Origin of the sequence: Pseudomonas sp. HR96, assembly GCF_034059295.1 — a bacterium.
Lineage (GTDB): Bacteria > Pseudomonadota > Gammaproteobacteria > Pseudomonadales > Pseudomonadaceae > Aquipseudomonas.
Genome location: NZ_CP139141.1, coordinates 4,163,908 through 4,183,316 on the forward strand (window position 1 = coordinate 4,163,908; position 19,409 = coordinate 4,183,316).

Annotated in this window: 13 protein-coding genes; all 13 read right to left on the reverse strand. The window is 62.4% G+C overall.

From position 1 onward, the window contains the following. Positions 1-9: 9 nt before the first annotated feature. From SFA35_RS18615 to SFA35_RS18675, 13 genes are read right to left on the reverse strand one after another with little or no spacing between them, the layout of a single operon-like run. Complete coding sequence (locus tag SFA35_RS18615) at positions 10-2,766, reverse strand: hypothetical protein (RefSeq protein ID WP_320572001.1); 2,757 nt, start codon at positions 2,764-2,766, stop codon at positions 10-12. Between the two features lie 25 nt (positions 2,767-2,791). Beyond that, positions 2,792-6,169 (reverse strand): hypothetical protein, encoded by a 3,378-nt coding sequence (locus tag SFA35_RS18620; protein WP_320572002.1) that lies wholly within the window; start codon positions 6,167-6,169, stop codon positions 2,792-2,794. Positions 6,170-6,218: 49 nt separating this feature from the next. After that, positions 6,219-6,644 carry a hypothetical protein gene (locus SFA35_RS18625; RefSeq protein WP_320572003.1) on the reverse strand — a complete coding sequence of 142 codons (426 nt, stop codon included), beginning with the start codon at positions 6,642-6,644 and terminating at the stop codon, positions 6,219-6,221. Continuing rightward, a complete protein-coding gene (locus tag SFA35_RS18630) occupies positions 6,641-7,060 on the reverse strand; it encodes a GPW/gp25 family protein (RefSeq protein WP_320572004.1) in 420 nt (139 codons plus the stop codon). Before SFA35_RS18630 ends, SFA35_RS18625 begins: the two co-directional genes overlap by 4 nt. An 8-nt stretch (positions 7,061-7,068) precedes the next feature. After that, positions 7,069-8,619: a phage baseplate assembly protein V gene (locus tag SFA35_RS18635; protein ID WP_320572005.1), complete on the reverse strand. Its 1,551-nt coding sequence runs from the start codon at positions 8,617-8,619 to the stop codon at positions 7,069-7,071. Then, positions 8,616-9,401 carry a hypothetical protein gene (locus tag SFA35_RS18640; protein ID WP_320572006.1) on the reverse strand — a complete coding sequence of 262 codons (786 nt, stop codon included), beginning with the start codon at positions 9,399-9,401 and terminating at the stop codon, positions 8,616-8,618. Before SFA35_RS18640 ends, SFA35_RS18635 begins: the two co-directional genes overlap by 4 nt. After that, on the reverse strand, positions 9,398-9,622 hold the full coding sequence (locus SFA35_RS18645) for a hypothetical protein (protein WP_320572007.1): 225 nt from the start codon (positions 9,620-9,622) through the stop codon (positions 9,398-9,400). Before SFA35_RS18645 ends, SFA35_RS18640 begins: the two co-directional genes overlap by 4 nt. Next, positions 9,619-10,092 carry a phage tail protein gene (locus tag SFA35_RS18650; RefSeq protein ID WP_320572008.1) on the reverse strand — a complete coding sequence of 158 codons (474 nt, stop codon included), beginning with the start codon at positions 10,090-10,092 and terminating at the stop codon, positions 9,619-9,621. Before SFA35_RS18650 ends, SFA35_RS18645 begins: the two co-directional genes overlap by 4 nt. Continuing rightward, a complete protein-coding gene (locus tag SFA35_RS18655) occupies positions 10,089-11,399 on the reverse strand; it encodes a phage tail sheath C-terminal domain-containing protein (RefSeq protein WP_320572009.1) in 1,311 nt (436 codons plus the stop codon). Before SFA35_RS18655 ends, SFA35_RS18650 begins: the two co-directional genes overlap by 4 nt. Before the next feature lie 42 nt (positions 11,400-11,441). Continuing rightward, positions 11,442-12,812: a phage tail sheath C-terminal domain-containing protein gene (locus tag SFA35_RS18660; protein ID WP_320572010.1), complete on the reverse strand. Its 1,371-nt coding sequence runs from the start codon at positions 12,810-12,812 to the stop codon at positions 11,442-11,444. 1 nt (position 12,813) lies between these two features. Further along, complete coding sequence (locus SFA35_RS18665) at positions 12,814-14,151, reverse strand: phage tail sheath family protein (RefSeq protein ID WP_320572011.1); 1,338 nt, start codon at positions 14,149-14,151, stop codon at positions 12,814-12,816. A gap of 27 nt (positions 14,152-14,178) precedes the next feature. After that, positions 14,179-16,785: a phage tail sheath C-terminal domain-containing protein gene (locus SFA35_RS18670; RefSeq protein ID WP_320572012.1), complete on the reverse strand. Its 2,607-nt coding sequence runs from the start codon at positions 16,783-16,785 to the stop codon at positions 14,179-14,181. A 47-nt stretch (positions 16,786-16,832) separates the two neighbouring features. Beyond that, positions 16,833-19,409 carry a phage tail sheath C-terminal domain-containing protein gene (locus tag SFA35_RS18675; protein ID WP_320572013.1) on the reverse strand — a complete coding sequence of 859 codons (2,577 nt, stop codon included), beginning with the start codon at positions 19,407-19,409 and terminating at the stop codon, positions 16,833-16,835.

Consider the following 19,409-nt stretch of genomic DNA (forward strand, 5'->3'; position numbering starts at 1 on the left):
CGCCTGCTGTCAGTCAGCCGGCACATAGAACAATTCTTCGCTGCTGATAAAGGCCTCGTCCCATGGCGCGTCCGATTGCGCTTGCGTCGCCACATAGCGCGCGCCGATACCGTAGTTACCCGCAGGGGTCAGACCGATACTCAGTGCCTCGAGCAGTTGATAAGCCCGATCACCCAACGCCTGCAGATTGCTTTGCCACGCGGCGTAGTTGATGGCGAAGTCGTCAAAGGCGTTATCTTCCAGCCAGTGCATGTGCACCGTGATATGCGCGGGCACTTCAGCGCGTACCACTTCCTCGAACCAGGTTGCTTGCAGTTCCGGTTCATTGGCGTCTTTCAAGGTGGCACGGCGAAAGATGGCGCTAAGGGTGAAAGAGAACGCGTCAGGTATCTCATCCCTGAGAATGTACCAACTGTACTTGGCGAAATCGGTCGGCAAGGTGTCTGCACCTTGCGGCGCCACGACGATGCTGCCCTGGAGTGGCTCGATATGGGTGACCACAGCCTGCACGTCAGCGAAGACCCCGGCGTCAGCTTCACGGGCGCCGCCCAACTCGCTGCGCAAGGCGATGACAATCTTGTCGCCGACCGCGATCTCCAGCGGATAGGGTTCAATCGTCAGGCGCTTGCTGCCGTCCGGCACGCCTAGCTGATTGCCGTAGATCAAACGAAAGCTCATGTCCGACAGCCATTCGACACTGTTCTTCCAGGTGACCGTGTTGGCTGGCGCATCGACGATACGCATGAAATTGGTTCGCAGTTGCTGGTGATCTTCTGCGCGCACCTCGAAGGCATTGTTCAAGACGCGGCTGATCATCACCTGCTTGAGCGTCACCGCCGAGTTGTTACCGGTAGCCGGAACCGTTATATCGATCAACTGCCCAACCTTGAGCAACTGCACGCCGGTTGAACTCAAGGTCAGTAGCCAGGGGCTGACATCAGTGCCCGTTGCTGTGCTGACCTGCTGCGGCGTGTCGTAAGCCGGATCGGGTTTGGCTGGCAACAACGCGCGATGTTCGATCAGATAGAACGGCAGACGGCCCATATCCACCGGCTCATCGAACAACTGCGCGCCAAAGCCCAGACGCGCCGCGATACGCTGCTGCAGCGCCGAGACCGAATCGATGCGCAAACTGGCGCGGCTGTAGTTGATATCGGTGATGTGGCGCAGGTAGCCCTGCTGCACTTGCAGGTAATCCTCCGCACCGGCAGGCGACAACGAGAGGGTGCGGTCGGCGCGGTTTTCGCCAAAGTAGCTCAGCAGGTAATCAACGATCGCCAGTTCCTTTTCCGCGCTGTGATGCAGCGGCTCGGCATAATCATGCAAGGCCGGTTTGTATGGGCGGTGAACCTGGTCCGGTACTGTCTCCAGGTCGAACGGCCAGCGGTACTCGCCCCACACCAGGTTGTCGCCGCGGCGTTCGAAGGAGAGCAGGTCCGGCAGTTGCGCGAGCAGACTGCACGCGTCCACCAACCCCTGTTCGAACGGCAGCAGAAATCGATGCAACTGGATCTCCTGCACGATGGGCGTTTCTTCGTGCAGGCCATAGCACGCTGGCAGCCGTTGACCGGCCCAATAGTATTTCGCCGGTTTGCGCCAACGACCGAACGGGACGACCACCTGGCTGTCATCGTAGCGAGGCTCTGCCTTGAGCTTGGCTTTGACCTCCTCGCCCGTCAGCGAGACCTGCTGTCCGCGCTTGAACAACTTGACGACGGCTGCGTTCGCCAACCGGGAAAACGGGTCCGCACCCCACAGGCGAATGTACGTGCCTGCCCCCCTTTGCAAGGTCCAGACCGGCGGCTGGGCAGCGCTTGCCCCCAGATGACGGATGGCGGCCACGCCGTCTATCTGCAGAACCACTGCGGCAAGCGCCTCGATAGTGAGCGACTGGGCCGTTGGGTAGTCGAGTTCGGGCGGCATCCGCGTCATCCAGCCATGCTTGAGTCGGGGCCCCTGGAAGACTTCGTCGTTGGTAAAGCCCAGCTCATGCATTTGCGCCAGCGGGATATGCGACGCTTGTGGACTGACCAACGCCTTGCCTGCTTCATAGATCTGCGCCATGACCCGAGCGGGATCGGTGCAATCGTCCTCGAGGTCGACGATCATGTGGATGTCGGCGTCCTGAGGGGCTACCCAGACAACCTCACGCACCGCCTCACACAGGTTGCGGTTGTTCTGCAGCCACTCCTCCAGCACGGGCTCCGCCTCTGCCCGGCTCACCGCGTCGCTCGGTTCCACATACAGACGATAGGTCCCGGCCACCCTCAAGGTCTGATAATCACCCGCGTCTGCGCCAGGTTTCTTGAACAGCATTTTCTTGGTGCCCGGCTCGTAGTAATACTCGAACTGGTCCTGCGCGGTATCCCGATGTAACTGCACGTTGCGAAACAGAAAGCCCGTATCGCTGCCTGGCGTGCCATCAACGGTGTGAAGATCCAGCAACCCCCGGCGAAAATCATCCTCGGTCACCGGTCCGCAGGTCAGGGCCCGATCCGGCCCGAAGCCCTCGATGAAAATGCCGCTCTGCTCGCCCTGATCCTGCGGCGTGAGCATGTCCACCAGCGGCAGGCTGTGCCGATAGCCGACATCGGACACCGCATAGGCCAGGGCCTGCAGCAGCGTCACCCCGGGGTCGTGCTCGCCCTTGTCGGTCCACACCTTGCCGGCCAGTCGTTGCACCTCGGCCAAGGCTTGTTGGTACAGGGCGTCGAAATTGATGCGCTCGTCGATTTCGGCGAGGCTCAGCGGGCTCTGGATGCTCATGTCACTCCTTCTGCGCCTAGGCGTCTTATTCGGCCGAAAAGGTCAGGATGGGGATTACGCCACTGTGCTCGTCGAGGTCCTCACCGACCGCAGGGATAACCAGTCTGGTGACCCTGACCACGTCCGGCTGGCGCAGGATCAAGGCCAGCAGCGCGTAGTAATCCAGCGGGCCGCCATTACGCACCGTGCTGGTGTCGTCAAATGCCCAGGGCATGTAGTGGCGCGCCAGCGCCGTCTGTACCTGCTGCAAGGCATAGTCGTGGTTGATGTCAGTGGCGAATACGATGTCCATGGTGACGCGGGTGTCTACGTACACCGGGTTGATCAGACGCACCTGCAGCCAGGGCGAAGTCCGCCCCACCAGCCATTCGGTCATTTGTGCCAGGTGCGACGGGCTGAACACCGGGCGCAGCGGGTCTTGATTGTCCTGTGCGCCATGCGCCGGTATCACCACCATGGTCAACTCCCGCACACCGTCGTCGACTATCAGGGGAGCCTTGGCCGCAATGATCTGCGCGACATCGGTGAACTGAGCCAACAGCAGACCGACGATTTCCTGCGCGGTCAGGCCGCGGCCACGATTGGCCAGGCGGGCCGCGCAGCGCTCGATGAACGCGTCGGTGGTTTCGGCCGCCCGACCGCCTTGCGAAGGCCAAGGCTGCGTGACCGAGGCCAGGCCCTCGATCGGCTCCAGCGTATCGCGCACGCTGTTGGCCGGGGTGCTGCCGGCGAAATCGCTGGCGGCCTGGGGGTTGTCGAAGTTGCGAATGGCCAGGCCGGCATTGGCCGTCAGGCCGCAAATCAACGGGTATAGGTTGATGTCGGAGTCGGGCTCTGCAGGCTGCAAGCCGCTGATGGCGGCACGCAACCAGATGCGGCCTGTTGGCATGACCCTGGAGTCCAGGGTCGCATCGGCAGGCAACTGAGCGGTCCATAGACCCGAAAGAAACAACCCTTGGGTGCGGTCGTTCACCGCTCCTGCCAGACCTTTCCAGACATCGCCCGTGGCCAGATAGCTCCACTCGATGAGGTAAGACTGCGGGCTCTGCAAGCGCCAGCACAGGGAAAGCGTCTGCCGGGCCGCAGCGTTGTTGAAACCCAGGTAGAGATAGGCATTCTTTCCTTCGGCGGGCTGAGGCCAATGGAGCGCAGCGGCAGCCGCGGGACTGGCCCAGCCGGAAAAGGGGGTCGGATAATAGACTTTTTCCGGGGCAGCGTTGATCTCGCCGCTGGTCGATGGCGGGGCAGCGGAGTCGGGCTCGGGGCCGGTGACAGCGATGGAGTCCACCAGCTGCAGATTCTTCCCAGCCAGGTTGCTCAACCTGAGCAGCGGATGGGCGTCGTTGAAGCCGTCCAGCCCAGCGGGGGGCGATGCGTGCAAAGGCGCATCAGGTGCCAGATTCAGCGTGCGCGAGCTCTGCGTACTGGTGACGGAGACATCCACCCATTGGCCATTGCTGCTGACGGCCGCAGCAATCTCGGCAGGCTCCACATCCTGGCCAAAACCGACCGTTATCAGGCCAATGCCGGTAGCGCTGGTCAATGCTGAAGACACCAGAATGCTGCTGGTTCGTTGATACTGCGGCTGATCATTTGCGAAGAGTCGCATCCCCTCGGGGGGCCAAGGCACATTTGCCATCAGGTCATAGGCAACCAGGGCGCGGACATTTTCAGCATCTGGGTTGAATCGCACCCAGCGCAGATCCGTCCACTGTGCATGATTGGCCAGTACCGCCTCCTGCAGTCGATACTCGCGCACACTCCCTGTCTCGTTGCGCCCGCCATCGAGCAACGTGCCGGCCGGTATCAGCACCTGTTGCACGTCCGCCTGCGGGATGAACGAGACGATCACCTGGTCTGGCTGCGCCGGCTTCTCCTTGAGCCCCAGCTGCTTGCGGTAATACAGCTGGCGATGGTTGCGCGGCAGGCGGTTGAGCAGCCAGCGCGGCGTTTCCATCATGCGCCAGTAAGCCAGCATGAGGGCCTGGTGGGGCAGCAGATCAGGAGCTTCGTCGGTGAGGCCGTGATCGTAGAACTGTTGCAGGGAGGTTGGGGTGACCGGGCGCTCGGTGCGCCCTTGTGCGCCGAAAAAGGCTTCGGACCAGGAGTGGGTATAGGGAAAGTTGCTATAGACGTAAACAACCCCGTTCGCCGTGCCGTTCGACTTCATTGCGTAAGGCGCCGACACGGCAACCGTCTCGCTGTCGCCGCTCATGCAGACTTGAGTTCCGAACAGGGAACCAGGCCAAGGTGACGGGGGGAGAATGATTCGACGACCAATCACTTCATCTTTGAACAGTCGCACGCTGTAGACGGCGCCCGCGTTGTTCCCCGTCAGGTCGCTTTGCGGCAAGCCGATCAATACATAAGTGCCGTCATCGCTGATTGCCAAATCACTGCCAAAGCCATCTCCACCCGGAAACGTCGAAGCCAGAATACTGGTCTTGGTACTCCACAGCTCCGCCCAATGGTAAACGTGAACGCCGGAATTGCCCCTGATGAGCAGGTGATGGCCAGGCCCCGAAAGTTTCACAGCGGTACCGAATTGGTCCCCCACTCGGGGCGTTGGCGCATACAAGGTAGTGCGCCTGACAGGCTCAGGCTCCCACGTCTGGCCTGATCGCTCGAAGATATGCACGGCTCCGGCAACTCCAATCCCCTCCTGGACGGCTTGCGGTTCACCGACGACCAGAACACTGCCATCTGCACTCAGGCTCAGGGCAGCACCGAACTTCGAGCTGCCGCTTTGGTCGGTCCCGAGAGTACGCCGCTGCCAGTTATCATTGCGGCTGTAGACATGGACAAGCCCCAGAGATGGCTGTGCGTCGACCAATGTTGTGCCGTCTGCCGAAAGCGACAGCCGCCCTGAGTTGCCGAACTCTTCGGGCGTGCCCCCGGGGGGGAGTTCAAGGGTCGTTTCTGTCTCCCACTCGTTGTCTACACAGCGGTAGATGAAGACCTTGCCTGTAGGCTGCCCCTCACCATTACTTGACAGGGGACTGCCCAGCGCTACGACGCTGCCATCTGCATTAACCGCCAGCCCACTCCCCAAAAGAGATACAGACTCATAAAAGTAATGCGTTCGTTTCCAACCGGCAGGATCGCGGCGGTAGAAATAAACGGTGTTAGGCACCATCATTGTACCTACCAAAAGCGCTTGCCCATCGGCGCTGATTTTCATCTCCGCGCCGAACCGAGAAGACAGCTCATTTCTCGGCGACTCAATCGTCTGCATTTCCCCAGCCAAACCCGCCGCCAGCGGCACAACCCCCAAGTTCTCGCTGCTGTCCAACTCCACCTCGAACGGCACCTTATCCACATACCCGCGCCACTCCTCCAACCGCTGCTCAAGGCTGCGATCATCCAGCACGAACGGCAGTACCCCATCGCTTTCAATCGTCATGTCGATCCATCCTGCGAATAATGGCGTGGCTTGCAGGTGCGCCAGGCGTTCAGCCCACCGTCACAAACTTTTGCTGTGTGATGAAACTACCCGTGCCAACGCGCGGCACGTTGAACATCGGGTCGTTGGGCGTCTGCGAGGATTGGGTCGCGGGCCTTGTCCCAGTGAACTCTGCCGTGAACTGCGTTCCCATCAGCAACACGCCAACGCCCATGACCTTGCACCAGGACGGCTGCTGATCGGGTTTCAACGTCTTGATGATCGCGTTACCCGCTCCCTCCGAGGGATACGTCTCGGTAAAATACGGCCCTGGCGCAGTCACGCTGGAGATGTCGGTGACCAGGCATACAGGCTTGCCATTGACTGTCGGCCGCCAGCCCGTCGCGCGTATCGGTACGGGAGAGCGCATTACCTTCGCATCGGCAAAGGTCGGGTCGAACTTGACCCCGTCGGTATCACAGACCAGCTCTTTCATATGTGCCTCCGCGCCAGACCTTCATTAAGGTCGAGGTCCCAATTCAGCGCGCCTTCGAAATCGGCGTTGCGCACCCGATACTGCACCCGCACCTTGAGCAGGCTGGGCCGGTTGGGGTCCTGTTGCACCTGCACGCTGCTGACCAGCACCCGCGGTTCGTCGCGCTCGACGCTTTCGGTGATGCGCGCGGTCAGGCGGCTGACCAGGCCGTCGGTGACGTTCTCGAACATTAACGGCGTCAGGTCGCTGCCGAACTCCGGGCGCATCACCCGCTCGCCGGCCTGGGTGCTGAAGATGATCCGCAGGCTCTGCTCGATGTCGGCCAGGTCCACTGCCATCTTTGCCCCTTGCGCCACGCTGAAAGCCACCGGGAAGGCCCAGCCACGACCCAGCACACCACTGTTGTCGGGTTTCATCCTGCACCTCAGGTCTGTTTGAAATCGACGGCCTGGCCGACGATGGTGGTTTTTTGGGTGCCCTTGACCAGCAGCTCGTCCAGCGCGACCACGCTGACTTTTTTCGGGCTCTCGAGGCTGACGCCCTCGGCGTCCAGCACCAGCTCGCCCTGCCCCAACACCCGCAAACCGCGGGCGACCGGTGCGCCGGTCTTCGGAAAGTAGGCCGCTGGCACCGGCTTGCGTGCGCTGTACAGTGAACCGACGATCACCGGGTAGCTGAGGTCGCCGTCGAGAAACTGCAGGAGCACTTCGTCGCCGACCTCGGGGAACAGATAGAGCCCCGATTGCATGCTGGCCAGAGGTGAAGCCAGGCGTGCCCACAATGGGTCCGGCCCGATGGCGGGAATCTTCACCGCCACCTGGAAGTTGGGATCGGCCGGTTGCGGATAGTTCAGCACCACACCGATGTGGCTGGTGGCAACGTTCGAATGGGGCGTGATGACGTCGCTCAGTGGCCGCTCCAGGCCCACCCCGACGCTGGTGGTCCAGCCCTTGGCGTCACCGACATGGCGAATCGAGGTGATGGGCGCAGTGCCGTCCAGGCGTGGGCCAACGCCAATGATGGTGGCCATCTTCGCCAGTTGGTAACCCAGATGCGCGGAGCTGCCGTCGAAAGTCACCGTGCCCTGCACAGCCTCCAGTTGCCGGGCCATCTGCATGCCATCGGCCAGCGCCTGCTGGGCCAAAGGCCGCAAAGGCGCGGAGCGGCTGACGCTCAACCCGCGGTCAGCAATCATGGGCAGGTCGTAGGCGTTCAGTGAGAGCAAGCCGAATGGCAGATTGCTGCCCATTTTCGGCGCAGGCGCCATCATCTGCTCGGCCACGCTCCAGGCCGTGGTCGAGACCTTGTCGCGGCCCTCGTCGGCGAAGCGCCAGTCGAGCGCTCGGACGCCCTGGCTGCTGAAGGTCAGATGGTTGACCACCAGCGCGCCGGCGGCCGAGACGACCCCCGGCACCGGTACGCTGGGCGGCTCGATGCGATAGCCTTCCACGGTCGGCACACACCAGGCACGATTGGCCGCCACCCGGGCGCGCACGAAGTGCCAGTCGCTCTGGTCGTGCTGCACCAGTTGTACATGGTCGGCGGTGAGCCCTACGGTGACCGCCTCGAGCAGGCCAAAGGAACCGATCCGGTCGGCCAGCACCTGCATCACGATCAGGTTGTCGGTCATGATCGGCGGCGAGCCGGGGCCGCCGAACACGCGTGATTCACGGCCCAAGGTCAAGGCGAACAACCAGTGACGCAGGGTCAAGGTGATGCGCAGGGTCTGCAGGCGCAAAGACACTTGCTGGCGGGTGACGACGCCTTTGAACACCGCCTTGCCCTCGAGTTTGAGGGTCACATCGACACCGCTACGAGTGGCCTCGAGGTTTTTCTGGTTGGCGGCGCTGTGGGTCACATCGAACACCACCACCGCGTACGGGATGGCATTGATGGCGTATTCGATCTCGAAACTCTGCAGGTCGAAATCGGGCAGCTCCACGAGGCTGTTGGCGAAATAGCATTTCAGGCTCATTCCCATTCCTCACGCAGTGCGGTGCCCGCCTCAACCAGATTCGCACCCTCTTCATGACCTGGCACAATGATTAGCAAGTCGCCGGCTTCGAAGTCGTCGAAGTTGTCAAAATAGTTGGCACGCACGGTGTTGAGCATCAGCAACAGATCAGTGATACCCACCAGCCCCAACGCCAGATTGAACAGCAACGCCAGGTCGGGAAATCTGGGCAGGCTCGGAGGCCCCCCCGCCACCCATGCGGGCGCCAAGGTCACCGCGCCAACAATGTGCAGTCTGACATGCGCGCGTTGCGGGATACCGTTGGCATCGAACAGTGAATAGGAGGCGGAGAAGTCCGAGGCTCGGCCGACGAAGTATTGGTACTTCTGCCACTTGAAACAGCCCCAATCCACCTTCAGGTATGGCGGCTCTGCCCTACCACTCCCCAGCGCGGCGAACTGCATGATCGGCTTGTGGATGAGCAGGCCGAGTTCGGCGACCGCCTCGTCGACCCGCTTTTCATTGCCCATCAGTGTGGAATCGAAAATCAGCTGCAGCGTCAAGGTGCCAGGATCGGCCTCTCTGAATTGCATTGTCTGGTCCGCAGCGCCGACCGTGTCACTGAGCTCATATTGGCTCTTGTAGGCGAGGACGATGCTTGCCGGGTTGTAGGGGACATCCATGCCCCCGACCTCATCCAGCACAGCACAGTCCTTGGTCTTGAAGGCAGATATGCGCATCTTCGACGAATCGAGCATGCCGAAACCGGGCAGCGGAACGGAGCTCATGCCAGGGATGTTCATAGGTAGGCCTCACGCAGTGCGGCTCGAACCCTGCGATTGAATTGATGGTCGTCAGCGGTGGCGGTGTCGCCGCGCGCGAGGGTGGGCCGTAACTTATCGATGGCCTCGCGCAGCGCACTGTCCAGCTCCTCACGCAGCGCAGCGACCCACTGCGGTTGATCCTCGCCGACGACGCCGACGCGCACTTCGACATTCAATTTTTCAATGGTCAGATTGCTCATGTCATCGCCCCCATCATCGACATATCGCGGTAGGCGAATTCGAAGGAATTGATTAGAAACTGGTTACTGTTGGCGTTCAGCCCCGAGGTGCTCCAGCGCACTGGCGTGGCATCGATCAGGCTCCAGGTCGCCACCGGGGTCTGGGTTTCATCCAGCGCCATGATGGTCATGTCGATGCCGAACAGGCGGAACGAACCCAGGCCCTGCTGCAGGATGGTGGTCAGTGGCGTGCGCACGATCACCCCACGCTGCAGGGTGACATTGCCATGGCTTACCTGCAGGGGCAGGTGCAGCATGCCGACGTTGCGTCCACCCTCCACCCGCTTGTCCACGGCCATGCTCTGCGACAGCCCGTCGACGCTCTGGAACTCGGCGTCCATGGGGTCCGGCACGCCCGGCAGGTAAGACAGCAGCTTGAAATAGAAGCGCACCCGAAAGCGGTGCGACAGCATCGGTGGGAAGTCGATCATGACAGCGTACTCCGCGAAGTGATGGCTCGGCTTTCGCCGGTGTCGGGCACATCGTTCATGTTCAGGGTCACCGTCAGCCGAATGAACTCGGCCGGGTAATACAGCGCCACCAGCACGTTGATGAGCAACCGACCCTCGATGACGTCTTCACGGGTCATGCTCTCGCCCACGCCGATCTGCACCTGGTAGGCCAGTTCTTCCTCCTGCCCGGCCAGGCCACCGGACTGCCAAAGGCGGCGTAGCCACATGCCCAGGCCGGACTTGAGCATCAGCCAGGTGATTTCGTTGTTGGGCTCGAACACCGAAGCGGCGGCCCGGGCGCGGAGGTTGTTCTGGATGTAGGTGGCCAGCCGGCGAGTCTGCACGTACAGCCCGGGGTCGCCGAGCACCGGCCGGGCCAGGGTACGGCAGCCCCAGAGTTTCGTGCCGCGGCCGATGAAGGAGCGGATCAGGTTGATAGAAACGCCGTCGGCACTGAACAACCGCTCGCCGTCGCGGTAGCCGTATTCGGGCTTGAGGATGCTCTTGATATCGGGGCCATTGGCCGGGGCTTTCCATACACCGATATTGCGGTCGGTCAGCTGGATCTGTGCGCAGACTACGCCGCAGGGAGCGATGGCAAGGGTCGTGCTGTGTACCAGACTGCGGTCGACGGCGTAATCGCCGAGCAGCCATGGCCACCACGCAGCGCCATGCGAGGCACCGTCCGGTAGCGCGTCTTGCAGCCAGCTGCTGCAGGCCAGCGCGCCGGTCAAACTGCGCGGCGCGTCGAGCACCGCGAACAGGCGCGGGTAGCATTCGCAGGCGGCCAGGGCATTGGCCCAGGCAGTTTGCAGATAAGCCGCCTCATCGTCGGCGAACAACGCCAGGTCGGGGATCGCGACCAGGGTGATGTCGGCGATTCGATCGATGCGCGCGAACAAATCCCCGCCGCTGAGGCGTTCAGGCAGATCGGTAACGGCGCTGGCGGCCGCCTCGCTGAAGGTGCCAACCGAGCAGACGAAGCAGCCGAGCCCACCGTTGTCGAAATAGTGTCGCAGGGTGTAGTAAAGGCCGCAGCGGTCAGAACGCTTGTCTGCGACCATGGGGGCCGCGCCGAACAACTGCTGGAATTCGGCGAGGTCGGCGATCGGCTGCGGCATCGCGCCTTCAACGGCCCTGGCCGGGCTGGGCAGCGGCACCTTCTCGGTGAAACCGATGAACACCGGCACTGCCGACGGTACTTCGTAACGGCGCGCGCGCAACGTGACCTGCTGGTACTCGTACCCCGGTTGCAGGTCGCTCGATAGCAAAGAGTGGGCTGGCATGGTCTGTCCTTGGCGTAGGTGACGCCGGCACGATGGGCAAATTCAGCTTGGATCGGCCGACGCCAGGGCGCTGGTCAACTGTTCGGTGAAGACGATTTCGATGAACTCCAGCGCGCGCACCGGCGCCATGCCGACCCGCACGACCAACAGTCCGCTGTCGATTTGCGCGGCGGTCATGCTCACGCCCGCGCCGACTTGCACGTAGAAGGCTTCGTCGCTGGTTGCCCCGTGCAAGCCGCCCTCGCGCCACAGCCGTTGCAGGTAGCTGCGCAAGGCATTGCGTACGGCGCTCCAGGTGGTCTCGTTGTTGGGCAGAAACACTGCAAAGCGCAGCGCCTGACGCAGATCCCGGGCGGCAGCATCGAACAGCCGGCTGACCGCCACGTTGAGCCAGGGCGAGCTGAGCGGGTCGACCATGGTGCGTGCGCCCCAGACCCGCACACCTTCCTCAGGGAAGTCCTTGAGGGCATTGATACGGTTGGCCATCAGGCGCATCTGCACACTGGCGCTACCAGGGTTGTGCAGCCCGCTGACCTTGTTCAGCAGCACCCCGGCGGGCGCAGCCCACACGCCTTTGCGACGGTCGATCTGGCAGTAGACGCCGGCGACCGCAGCGCTGGCATTGAGGGCCACCACCGGGTAGTTGACCTTGAACCACTCGTCTACTGCGCGGCGCAGTTCAAGGTACCGCAGCGGTTCAGTGGCGCGCAGGTCAGCCAGGGTGCGCGCAGGAAGGTCGTCTGCAGGCGGCAGGCTGACCTGATCATCGGCGGGCAGCACCTCGTAGGGAGTGACCACGCCAGGGTGGTACACCGCCGTGCGTTGCGCCGTGGTGGTCGGGCGCGTCACGCCGTCGGCACTGTTGGCGATCAACAGGCCGCCACCTGTCTCTTGCAGCAGCGGTTCGAGGGCGGCGTACACCACCGCTTCCGTGCCGTCCTGCTCGGTGTAGCAGTACAGGCTGATCTCGGCACAGCGGGCAATTCGCGAAGGCAATGCCAGCAGCGCGTCGCCATCATCGAGGGCGGGCACGGGCAGCACATAGCAACGACCGCCACCATTGTCGAAATAGTGCCGCACGGCGAACGCGCCGAGCGCTCTGTCGGTACTCACCCGTGGCGTCGGGTCGAGGGTGACCGTCGCCCGCATCGCTGCGCTGAAGCGCCGCTGGAAATGCACATAGCTGGTGATGGCGATGCAGGTTTCGCTGCTCGCCAAGGTTCCGTCCAGTTCATGGAAGCGGCCGATGAACACCGGGATCGCCGTGGCGCCGGCGTTGATGCTCAGCGTCGCCAGGGCGCTCTCTTCCAGGTACAGGCCGGGCACGGCGTGGGCATCGGTGAGCGCCAGCGAGTCCACTGCCAGCTGGCCGGCCCCGCCCAGAGGGCGAGTGTGCAGCGTCGATTCGGCCATGCTAGACCCCCGCCAGCTGCTGGCTGAACAGCACTTCGATGAACTCGGCAGGGCGCACGGCCGCCATCCCGACCCGTACGACGAGTTCGCCGCCAAGGACCTGCTCCTCGGTCATGCTCAACCCCGCCCCAACCTGCACGTAATACGCCTCCTCGGCATTGCGACCGATGAGCCCGCCGTTGCGCCAAAGGTTGTACAGGTAGCCGCTGATCGCACCACGCACGGCGTTCCAGGTCATTTCGTTGTTGGGCAGGAACACCGCGAACTGCAACGCCCGCTGCATGTCCCGCGCGGCGGCGTCGAACAGTCGGCTGACCGGAATGTGCAGCCACAAGGGCGTGGCCGGATCGACGCAGGTACGGGTACCCCAGACCTTGACGCCTTCGCCGGGAAACGGCTTGAGCGCGTTGATGCGGTTGGCCATGAGCTTCATCTGCACGCTGGGCGAGACCCGTTCGGCGAGGTCGCTCACCGCATTCAGGCTGACGCCGGCAGGCGCCTTCCACACGCCTTGCTGGCTGTCGATGCGGCAGTACACGCCGGCGATCGCCGGGCTGGCCTTGAGGGTGACCTGCGGGTAGTCGGTCTTGAGTTTCTCGTCGACTGCCTTGCTCAGCCTTTTGTAGTCGGCAGGCTGGTAGCGCTTGACCAGATCGAGGGTCAGGCGCTCGGTCTCAAGGCCTGGAATGGTCAGGCCAGTGACCACGATCGAGCGGTCGTCCAGGCGCGAGGAATAGTTCGTCAACAGCGCCGGGTAATAAGTGGCGGTACGCTGCGCGGGGGTGGTCGGGCGCAGCACGCCGTCAGGGCTGTCGGCAATCAGGAAGCCGTCGCCGGTTTTGTTCAACAGGGTATTCAGCGCGTTGTAGATCGGGTCCAGACCCTCGGTGAATTCCGTGGTGCAGTACAGACTGATCTGGGGTTGGTGCGCCAGTATGGCCGCCAGGTTGGCGGTTACCGGCGGCGTAGCCACTGGCAGGATGAAGCAGCGGCCGCCGCCATTGTCGAAATACAGGCGCAGGGAGCGTGAGCCAAGTTCCTGGGTGACCGTGACGGTGGCCGCCCCGGCGGCGACAGTGATCGTTGCCGACTCGGCAAAGCGCCGCTGGAAGTCGAAGTAGCTGTCGATGGCAATGCAGGCATTGGTACTGGCCGGGGTGCCGTCGAGATTGCGGAAGCTGCCGATGAACACCGGGATGGCGGTGGCGCCGGCGGGGATGCTGAGAAGCGGGTCGTTGCTTTCTTCGGCGTAGACGCCGGGAGCCTGGACCGAGCTGACGCGCCTGGGTGCGGCGTCCGTTGGCCGATCGCTGCTGGCATTGTCGATTTCACTGATCATCACATTCACGCTCCTGTCGCGCTGCACTCACGCCGTCGCCAACATCTGGCTGAACACCACTTCGATGAACTCCACCGGCCGCAACGCCGCCATACCCACATGCACGATCATCCGGCCTTCGAGGATGTCGTCGTCGCTCATGGTCAGGCCGCGGCCGATCTGCACGTAGTACGCCTCCTCGGCCGTGGCGCCGAGCAGGCCGCCGTCGCGCCAGAGCTTGTCGAGGTAGTTGCGGATGGCCGCGCCGACGGCGGTCCAGGTGCTGGCATTGTTCGGCAGGAACACCGCAAATTGCATGGCTCGACGAATATCGCGGGCGGCAGCGTCGAACAGGCGGCTGACGTTGATGTGCAGCCACAACGGCGTCTCTGGGTCTTCGAGGGTACGCGCCCCCCAGACCTGGGCACCCTCATTGGCACTGAAACGGATGCGGTTGATGTTGTGCTCCATCAGCTCCAGCGGCTTGAAGTCAGCTGGCTGGACCAGCCCGCGCACGTTGTTCAACTGCATGCCGCCGGGGGCTTTCCACACGCCACGCTGGGCATCGGTACGGCAGTAGACGCCGGCCACGGCGGCGCTGGCGAGCAGCTTGACGTTGGGGTAGTTGGCCTGGTGCCAGTCGTCGAGCGCCTTATTGATGCGTATGTAGGTGGCCTTGTCGTCGGCCTTGATCAGGTCCAGGGTAATGCGGGCGCCTTCGGCAGGAGGAGCGCCGATGAAGGTGTGGCCCTGGACCGTGACGTCGCGGTCTGCCGAGCGCCCACTGTAGGCAGTGCTCAGGGCGGGGCTATACACCGCCGTGCGTTGCGCCGTGGTGGTCGGTACGGTGACCCCATCGACGCTGTCCGCAATCAGGAAGCCGTCGCCGACGTTGCGCAGCAAAGGGTCCAGCGCCGAGTACAGATCCTGCTGGTTGCCGTCATCCTCGGTGCAGACGAACAAAGTGATCTGCGGGAAACGCCGAATCTTGGCAGGGATCGCCATCAATTCCGTGGCGTCGGCCGGGTTTTTGATCGGCAGGATGAAGCAGCTGCCGCCGCCGTTGTCGAAGTAGAGTTGCAGGGCGCGGGAGCCGCGGGCAGCCGTGTGCTCGATTGCGATGCTGCCATTTGCTGCAAGCGTGACCAGGGTACTTTGCGAGGCGCCGAAGCGCCGGTTGAAGTCGGTGAAGCTGCTGACCTCGATGCAGCTGGCGTTACTCAGGAGATCGGCTTGCTGGTCGCGGAATACGCCGATGAAGACCGGGATGGCCGTGGCCCCGGCGGGGATGCTGAGCAGGGGGTCGTTGCTTTCGATGGCGTAAACGCCGGGGACGCCGCCTGTGGGGCTTGGATTCCCCTCTCCCTCTTCAGGTCCCTCAGGTTCCTCAGGTCCCCCGGGCTCTTCAGGTCCCCCGGGCTCTTCAGGCTCTTCAGGCTCTTCAGGTTCGCCGTAGAGGTAAACCTTACTGGCGACAGGCGTATCGTTCGACCTCAGGGCACCAGTCGCACCGATCGCCACCAAGCGACCGTCGGCACTCATGCTTAGGCTACGACCGTAATGGCCGTATGCCACTGGGCCAGCCACCGCAGTCTTGGCCTGGTCCCTCCACAAAAACTCATAAATGAAGCCGTATTCGTAATTGACGTTCGATCTCGTCTCGCCGTAGCTTCCTATCAACAATACGTCGCCTTCATCATCAAAGGCCAGTGCATCACCCATGTGCGCATAGGGTTCCGTGTTACCAGGAATCATTCGAGGACCTAGGGCGACCCAGAGCTCGTCACTCAGTTGAAAACAGTAGACCGCCCCCCAGTCCGGCCCTCGACTATGGCTCACGCCCACAGCTCCTACCGCCAAGCGATTTGCAGGCCCGTTCAACAGCACGTTGGAGCCGAATCGATCATTGCTTCGATCGGGCTCGCCGGCATCGTCTGACTCGTCGGCAAACAAGATCGACGAGGGCGCCGACGCCCAGTCTTGCGACGTGTTGGTGAACACCAGCACACGTCCAGCACTTTCCAGAAGCTCGGTAGTAAAGCCTGGATGACCAATCGCAAGCACGCCGCCCGCTGCATCCAGGCTGACCGAGAAGCCAAACTCGGTACCGGACTCGACATCAAGCGCAGCTATTGGCCACTCGACGATATCGCTGCCTCCTGTGAACACATATGCGGTATCAGCGCCGGGTGCCCCCACCGCGAGAACTTCACCATCGAGCGACAATGCCAGTGACGATCCAAACCGGTCGCCTGGCGTACTGGATTCTGGATGCACAGTAGCTTCAGGGCGCCAAATGCCGGCACTGCGGCGGTACAGGTAGACGGCGCCAGGGGTGTCTTGCTCAGCATGGGCACCCACTGCAATCAAGCTGCCGTCGCCGCTGGTAGCCACGCTGATGCCAAAGCCCACACCGTTTTCCGGTACCAGTACTTGTACAAGGTCCCATGTGCCGGCTTTGGGCACGTAGATCTCGACTTGATTAAGCTCGATAGCCGCAACTACCAACACATAGCCGTCGGTACTGATGTGTACGGCATTACCGTACTCGCACGAAGGAGTCTCCCCTTCGGGTACGGTGAGTGTCTGTACCAGGGTCGGCAGAGTAAAGGTCGATACCTTCGGCTTGAGCGCCTTGCGACGAGCTAGGGCCATGACGGTCCATCTCCTGATTCCAGTGTAGGGTTATCGGCATTCAGGCATCAGCCTGCTTGCAGCACCTGGCTGAACACCACCTCGATAAACTCCACCGGGCGCAGCGCGGCGAGGCCGACATGGACGATCAAACGGCCTTCGAGGAGGTCTTCGGCGCTCATGGTCTCGTTGCCGATCTGCACGTAGTAGGCCTCGTCGCTGGTGGCGCCGCGCAGGCCGCCGTCGCGCCAGAGCTGATACAGGTAGGCATTGATGGCATTGCGCACGGTGTTCCAGGTGATGGCGTTGTTGGGCATGAACACCGCCACTTGCAGGGCGCGCTTGATGTCGCGGGCGGCGGCGTCGAACAGGCGGCTGACGTTGATGTGCAGCCACAGCGGCAGCTCGGGCGCCTCCTGGGTGCGTGCCCCCCACACCCGGACGCCCTCGCCGGGTGCGTCGTAGAGGCGGTTGATACGGTTCTCGATCAGCTTGTCGACCACCGCCAGCTTGGGCCGTGGGTACAGCGCGCGAACGTTGTTGAGCGAAGGGCCGGCCGGCGCGTGCCAGATGCCGAGGTTGGCGTCCGTGCGGCAGTACACTCCCGCGACGGCGGCGCTGGCGAGCAGGCGCACGACGCCCTTTTCGGCGTAGTGCGTGTCCAGGGCCTCGCTGATGGTCTCGTAGAGGTCCTGGTCCTGGGCCTTGACCTGCGCCAGGGTGACGCGCTCATCGTTCTCGGACTCGAAGCCGACCACGTCGATGTCTTCGTCGGCAGCCCGGGCTGAATAAGCGGTTTCCAGCGCCGGGTAATAGACCGCCGTGCGTTGATCGGTGGTGGTCGGACGATGCTCGCCATCGTAGGAATCGGCGATCAGAAAACCGTCGCCGACGTTGCGCAGCAAGGGGTCGAGGGCATCGCAGGCCGGGTGGTATTTATCGGTCTCGGTGTCCAGGCGTTCGGTGACCACGTACAAGGTGATGTCGGGGCAGCGTCTGATCTTGCTCACCATCGCCGCCAACTCGGTCGGGTTGGTCTGGTCGTGCAACGGCAGGATGTAGCAGCGGCCACCGCCGTTGTCGAAGTACAGCTGCAAGGCCAGGGAGCCGAGGTCGGCGGTGTCTTCGACGCCGGGGACACCGTTGGTCAAGGTGACGGTGGTCGATTGGGACGGTCCGTAGCGGCGGCGGAAGTCGCTGAAATTGGCGATTTCGATGCAGGACCCGTTGCTCAGAAGCTCGCCGAACTTGTCGCGGAACACCCCGATGAACAGCGGGATGGCAGTGACGCCGGCAGGGATGGCCAACAGGGGTTGGTTGCTTTCGAGGGCGTAGACGCCGGGGACCGTGCGATTGGATTGGTTATCACTGCCCTCGTCCGCAGGAGGCTGCGACTCGCCGAAAAGGTAGACCTTGCTTACATCGGGCTTTTTAGGCTCCCCGATATGCAACATGGTGCCAGTCGAACTGACAGCTGCACACTCACCGTTCGCACTCAAAGCAACTGCATGTCCAAAGTGCGAGTGCGCGGGAAGCGTGGCAACAGTAGGTGCGGTGAATAGGGTTCTAGCACTTCCCCAAACGCACCAGTAGGCGAGGCCATATTTCCCGCTGTAATTGGTAGTACCGGCGCCTGGCGCACCAATCAGCAACAGCTCACCATCATGGGTGATTGCCAACGCTCTACCAAAATGTGGCGTCCGATCGATATGCTGGCCGACCTGAGGAGCAGATGTAGCTGCCCAGGAGCCATCTTCGGCGAGCTGGAAGAAATACACTGCTCCGTAGTTCAGATACGTGTCACTAGTACTCCCCCTTACTCCATCTGCTCCCACGACCAGACGGTCACCAACTCCAGACAATGCGACCGTATAACCGAACAGATCGTTGGCAAAACCATCAGGATCGCTAGCATGACCGACCTGTTGAGCCAACAGTTCAGTCCCTTCCTGTGTCCATGCACCTGATGTCTTGGTGAACACCAGTACCCGACCTGCTTGTTCCACATCATGGGTGTTCGCCCCAGGATGCCCCACTGCCAGTACCGTTCCATCAGCATTCAAACTCACCGAGCGCGCAAAATCCTGGCCGGCGGTCTCGCCTTCAATTTCAAATTCAGACGCCGAAAAGTTTCCGCCTATGGATTTGTACACATAGAAGGCACCCTTGGTGCCCAAGGCCTGCGGCGCACCGACAGCCAGCGTCAGGCCATCGCTGGCCATCGACAATGCAGCGCCAAATCCGTCGCCTGTCTCATCCTGGCTTAGCGTTGCAAGCAGGCTCCATGCTTCACCTCGGCGCCTATAGACATAGACCGCACCGGCCTCTTCGGCGCCAATATGCGCGCCCACTGCAATCAAGCTGCCGTTACGGTTGACCGCCACCGTCGCACCAAACTCGGTCCCCTCGGCACAATTGAGCTCACTGTGCGGGCGCCAATCGCCCTCATCCGAGACATACACCGACACTCGATTACTTTCCCTGGCACCGATCACCAGCACCGAACCATCGGCGCTGATCTGCAGCGAACTGCCAAACTCGGCATCCGCCTCGATATCTTCAGGAGCCACCAACGGCGCCTGAGCGCTCAGCGCAGGCAAGGTTACGGCGGTACGCTTAGCAACAACCTGGCGGGCATGGGCCAT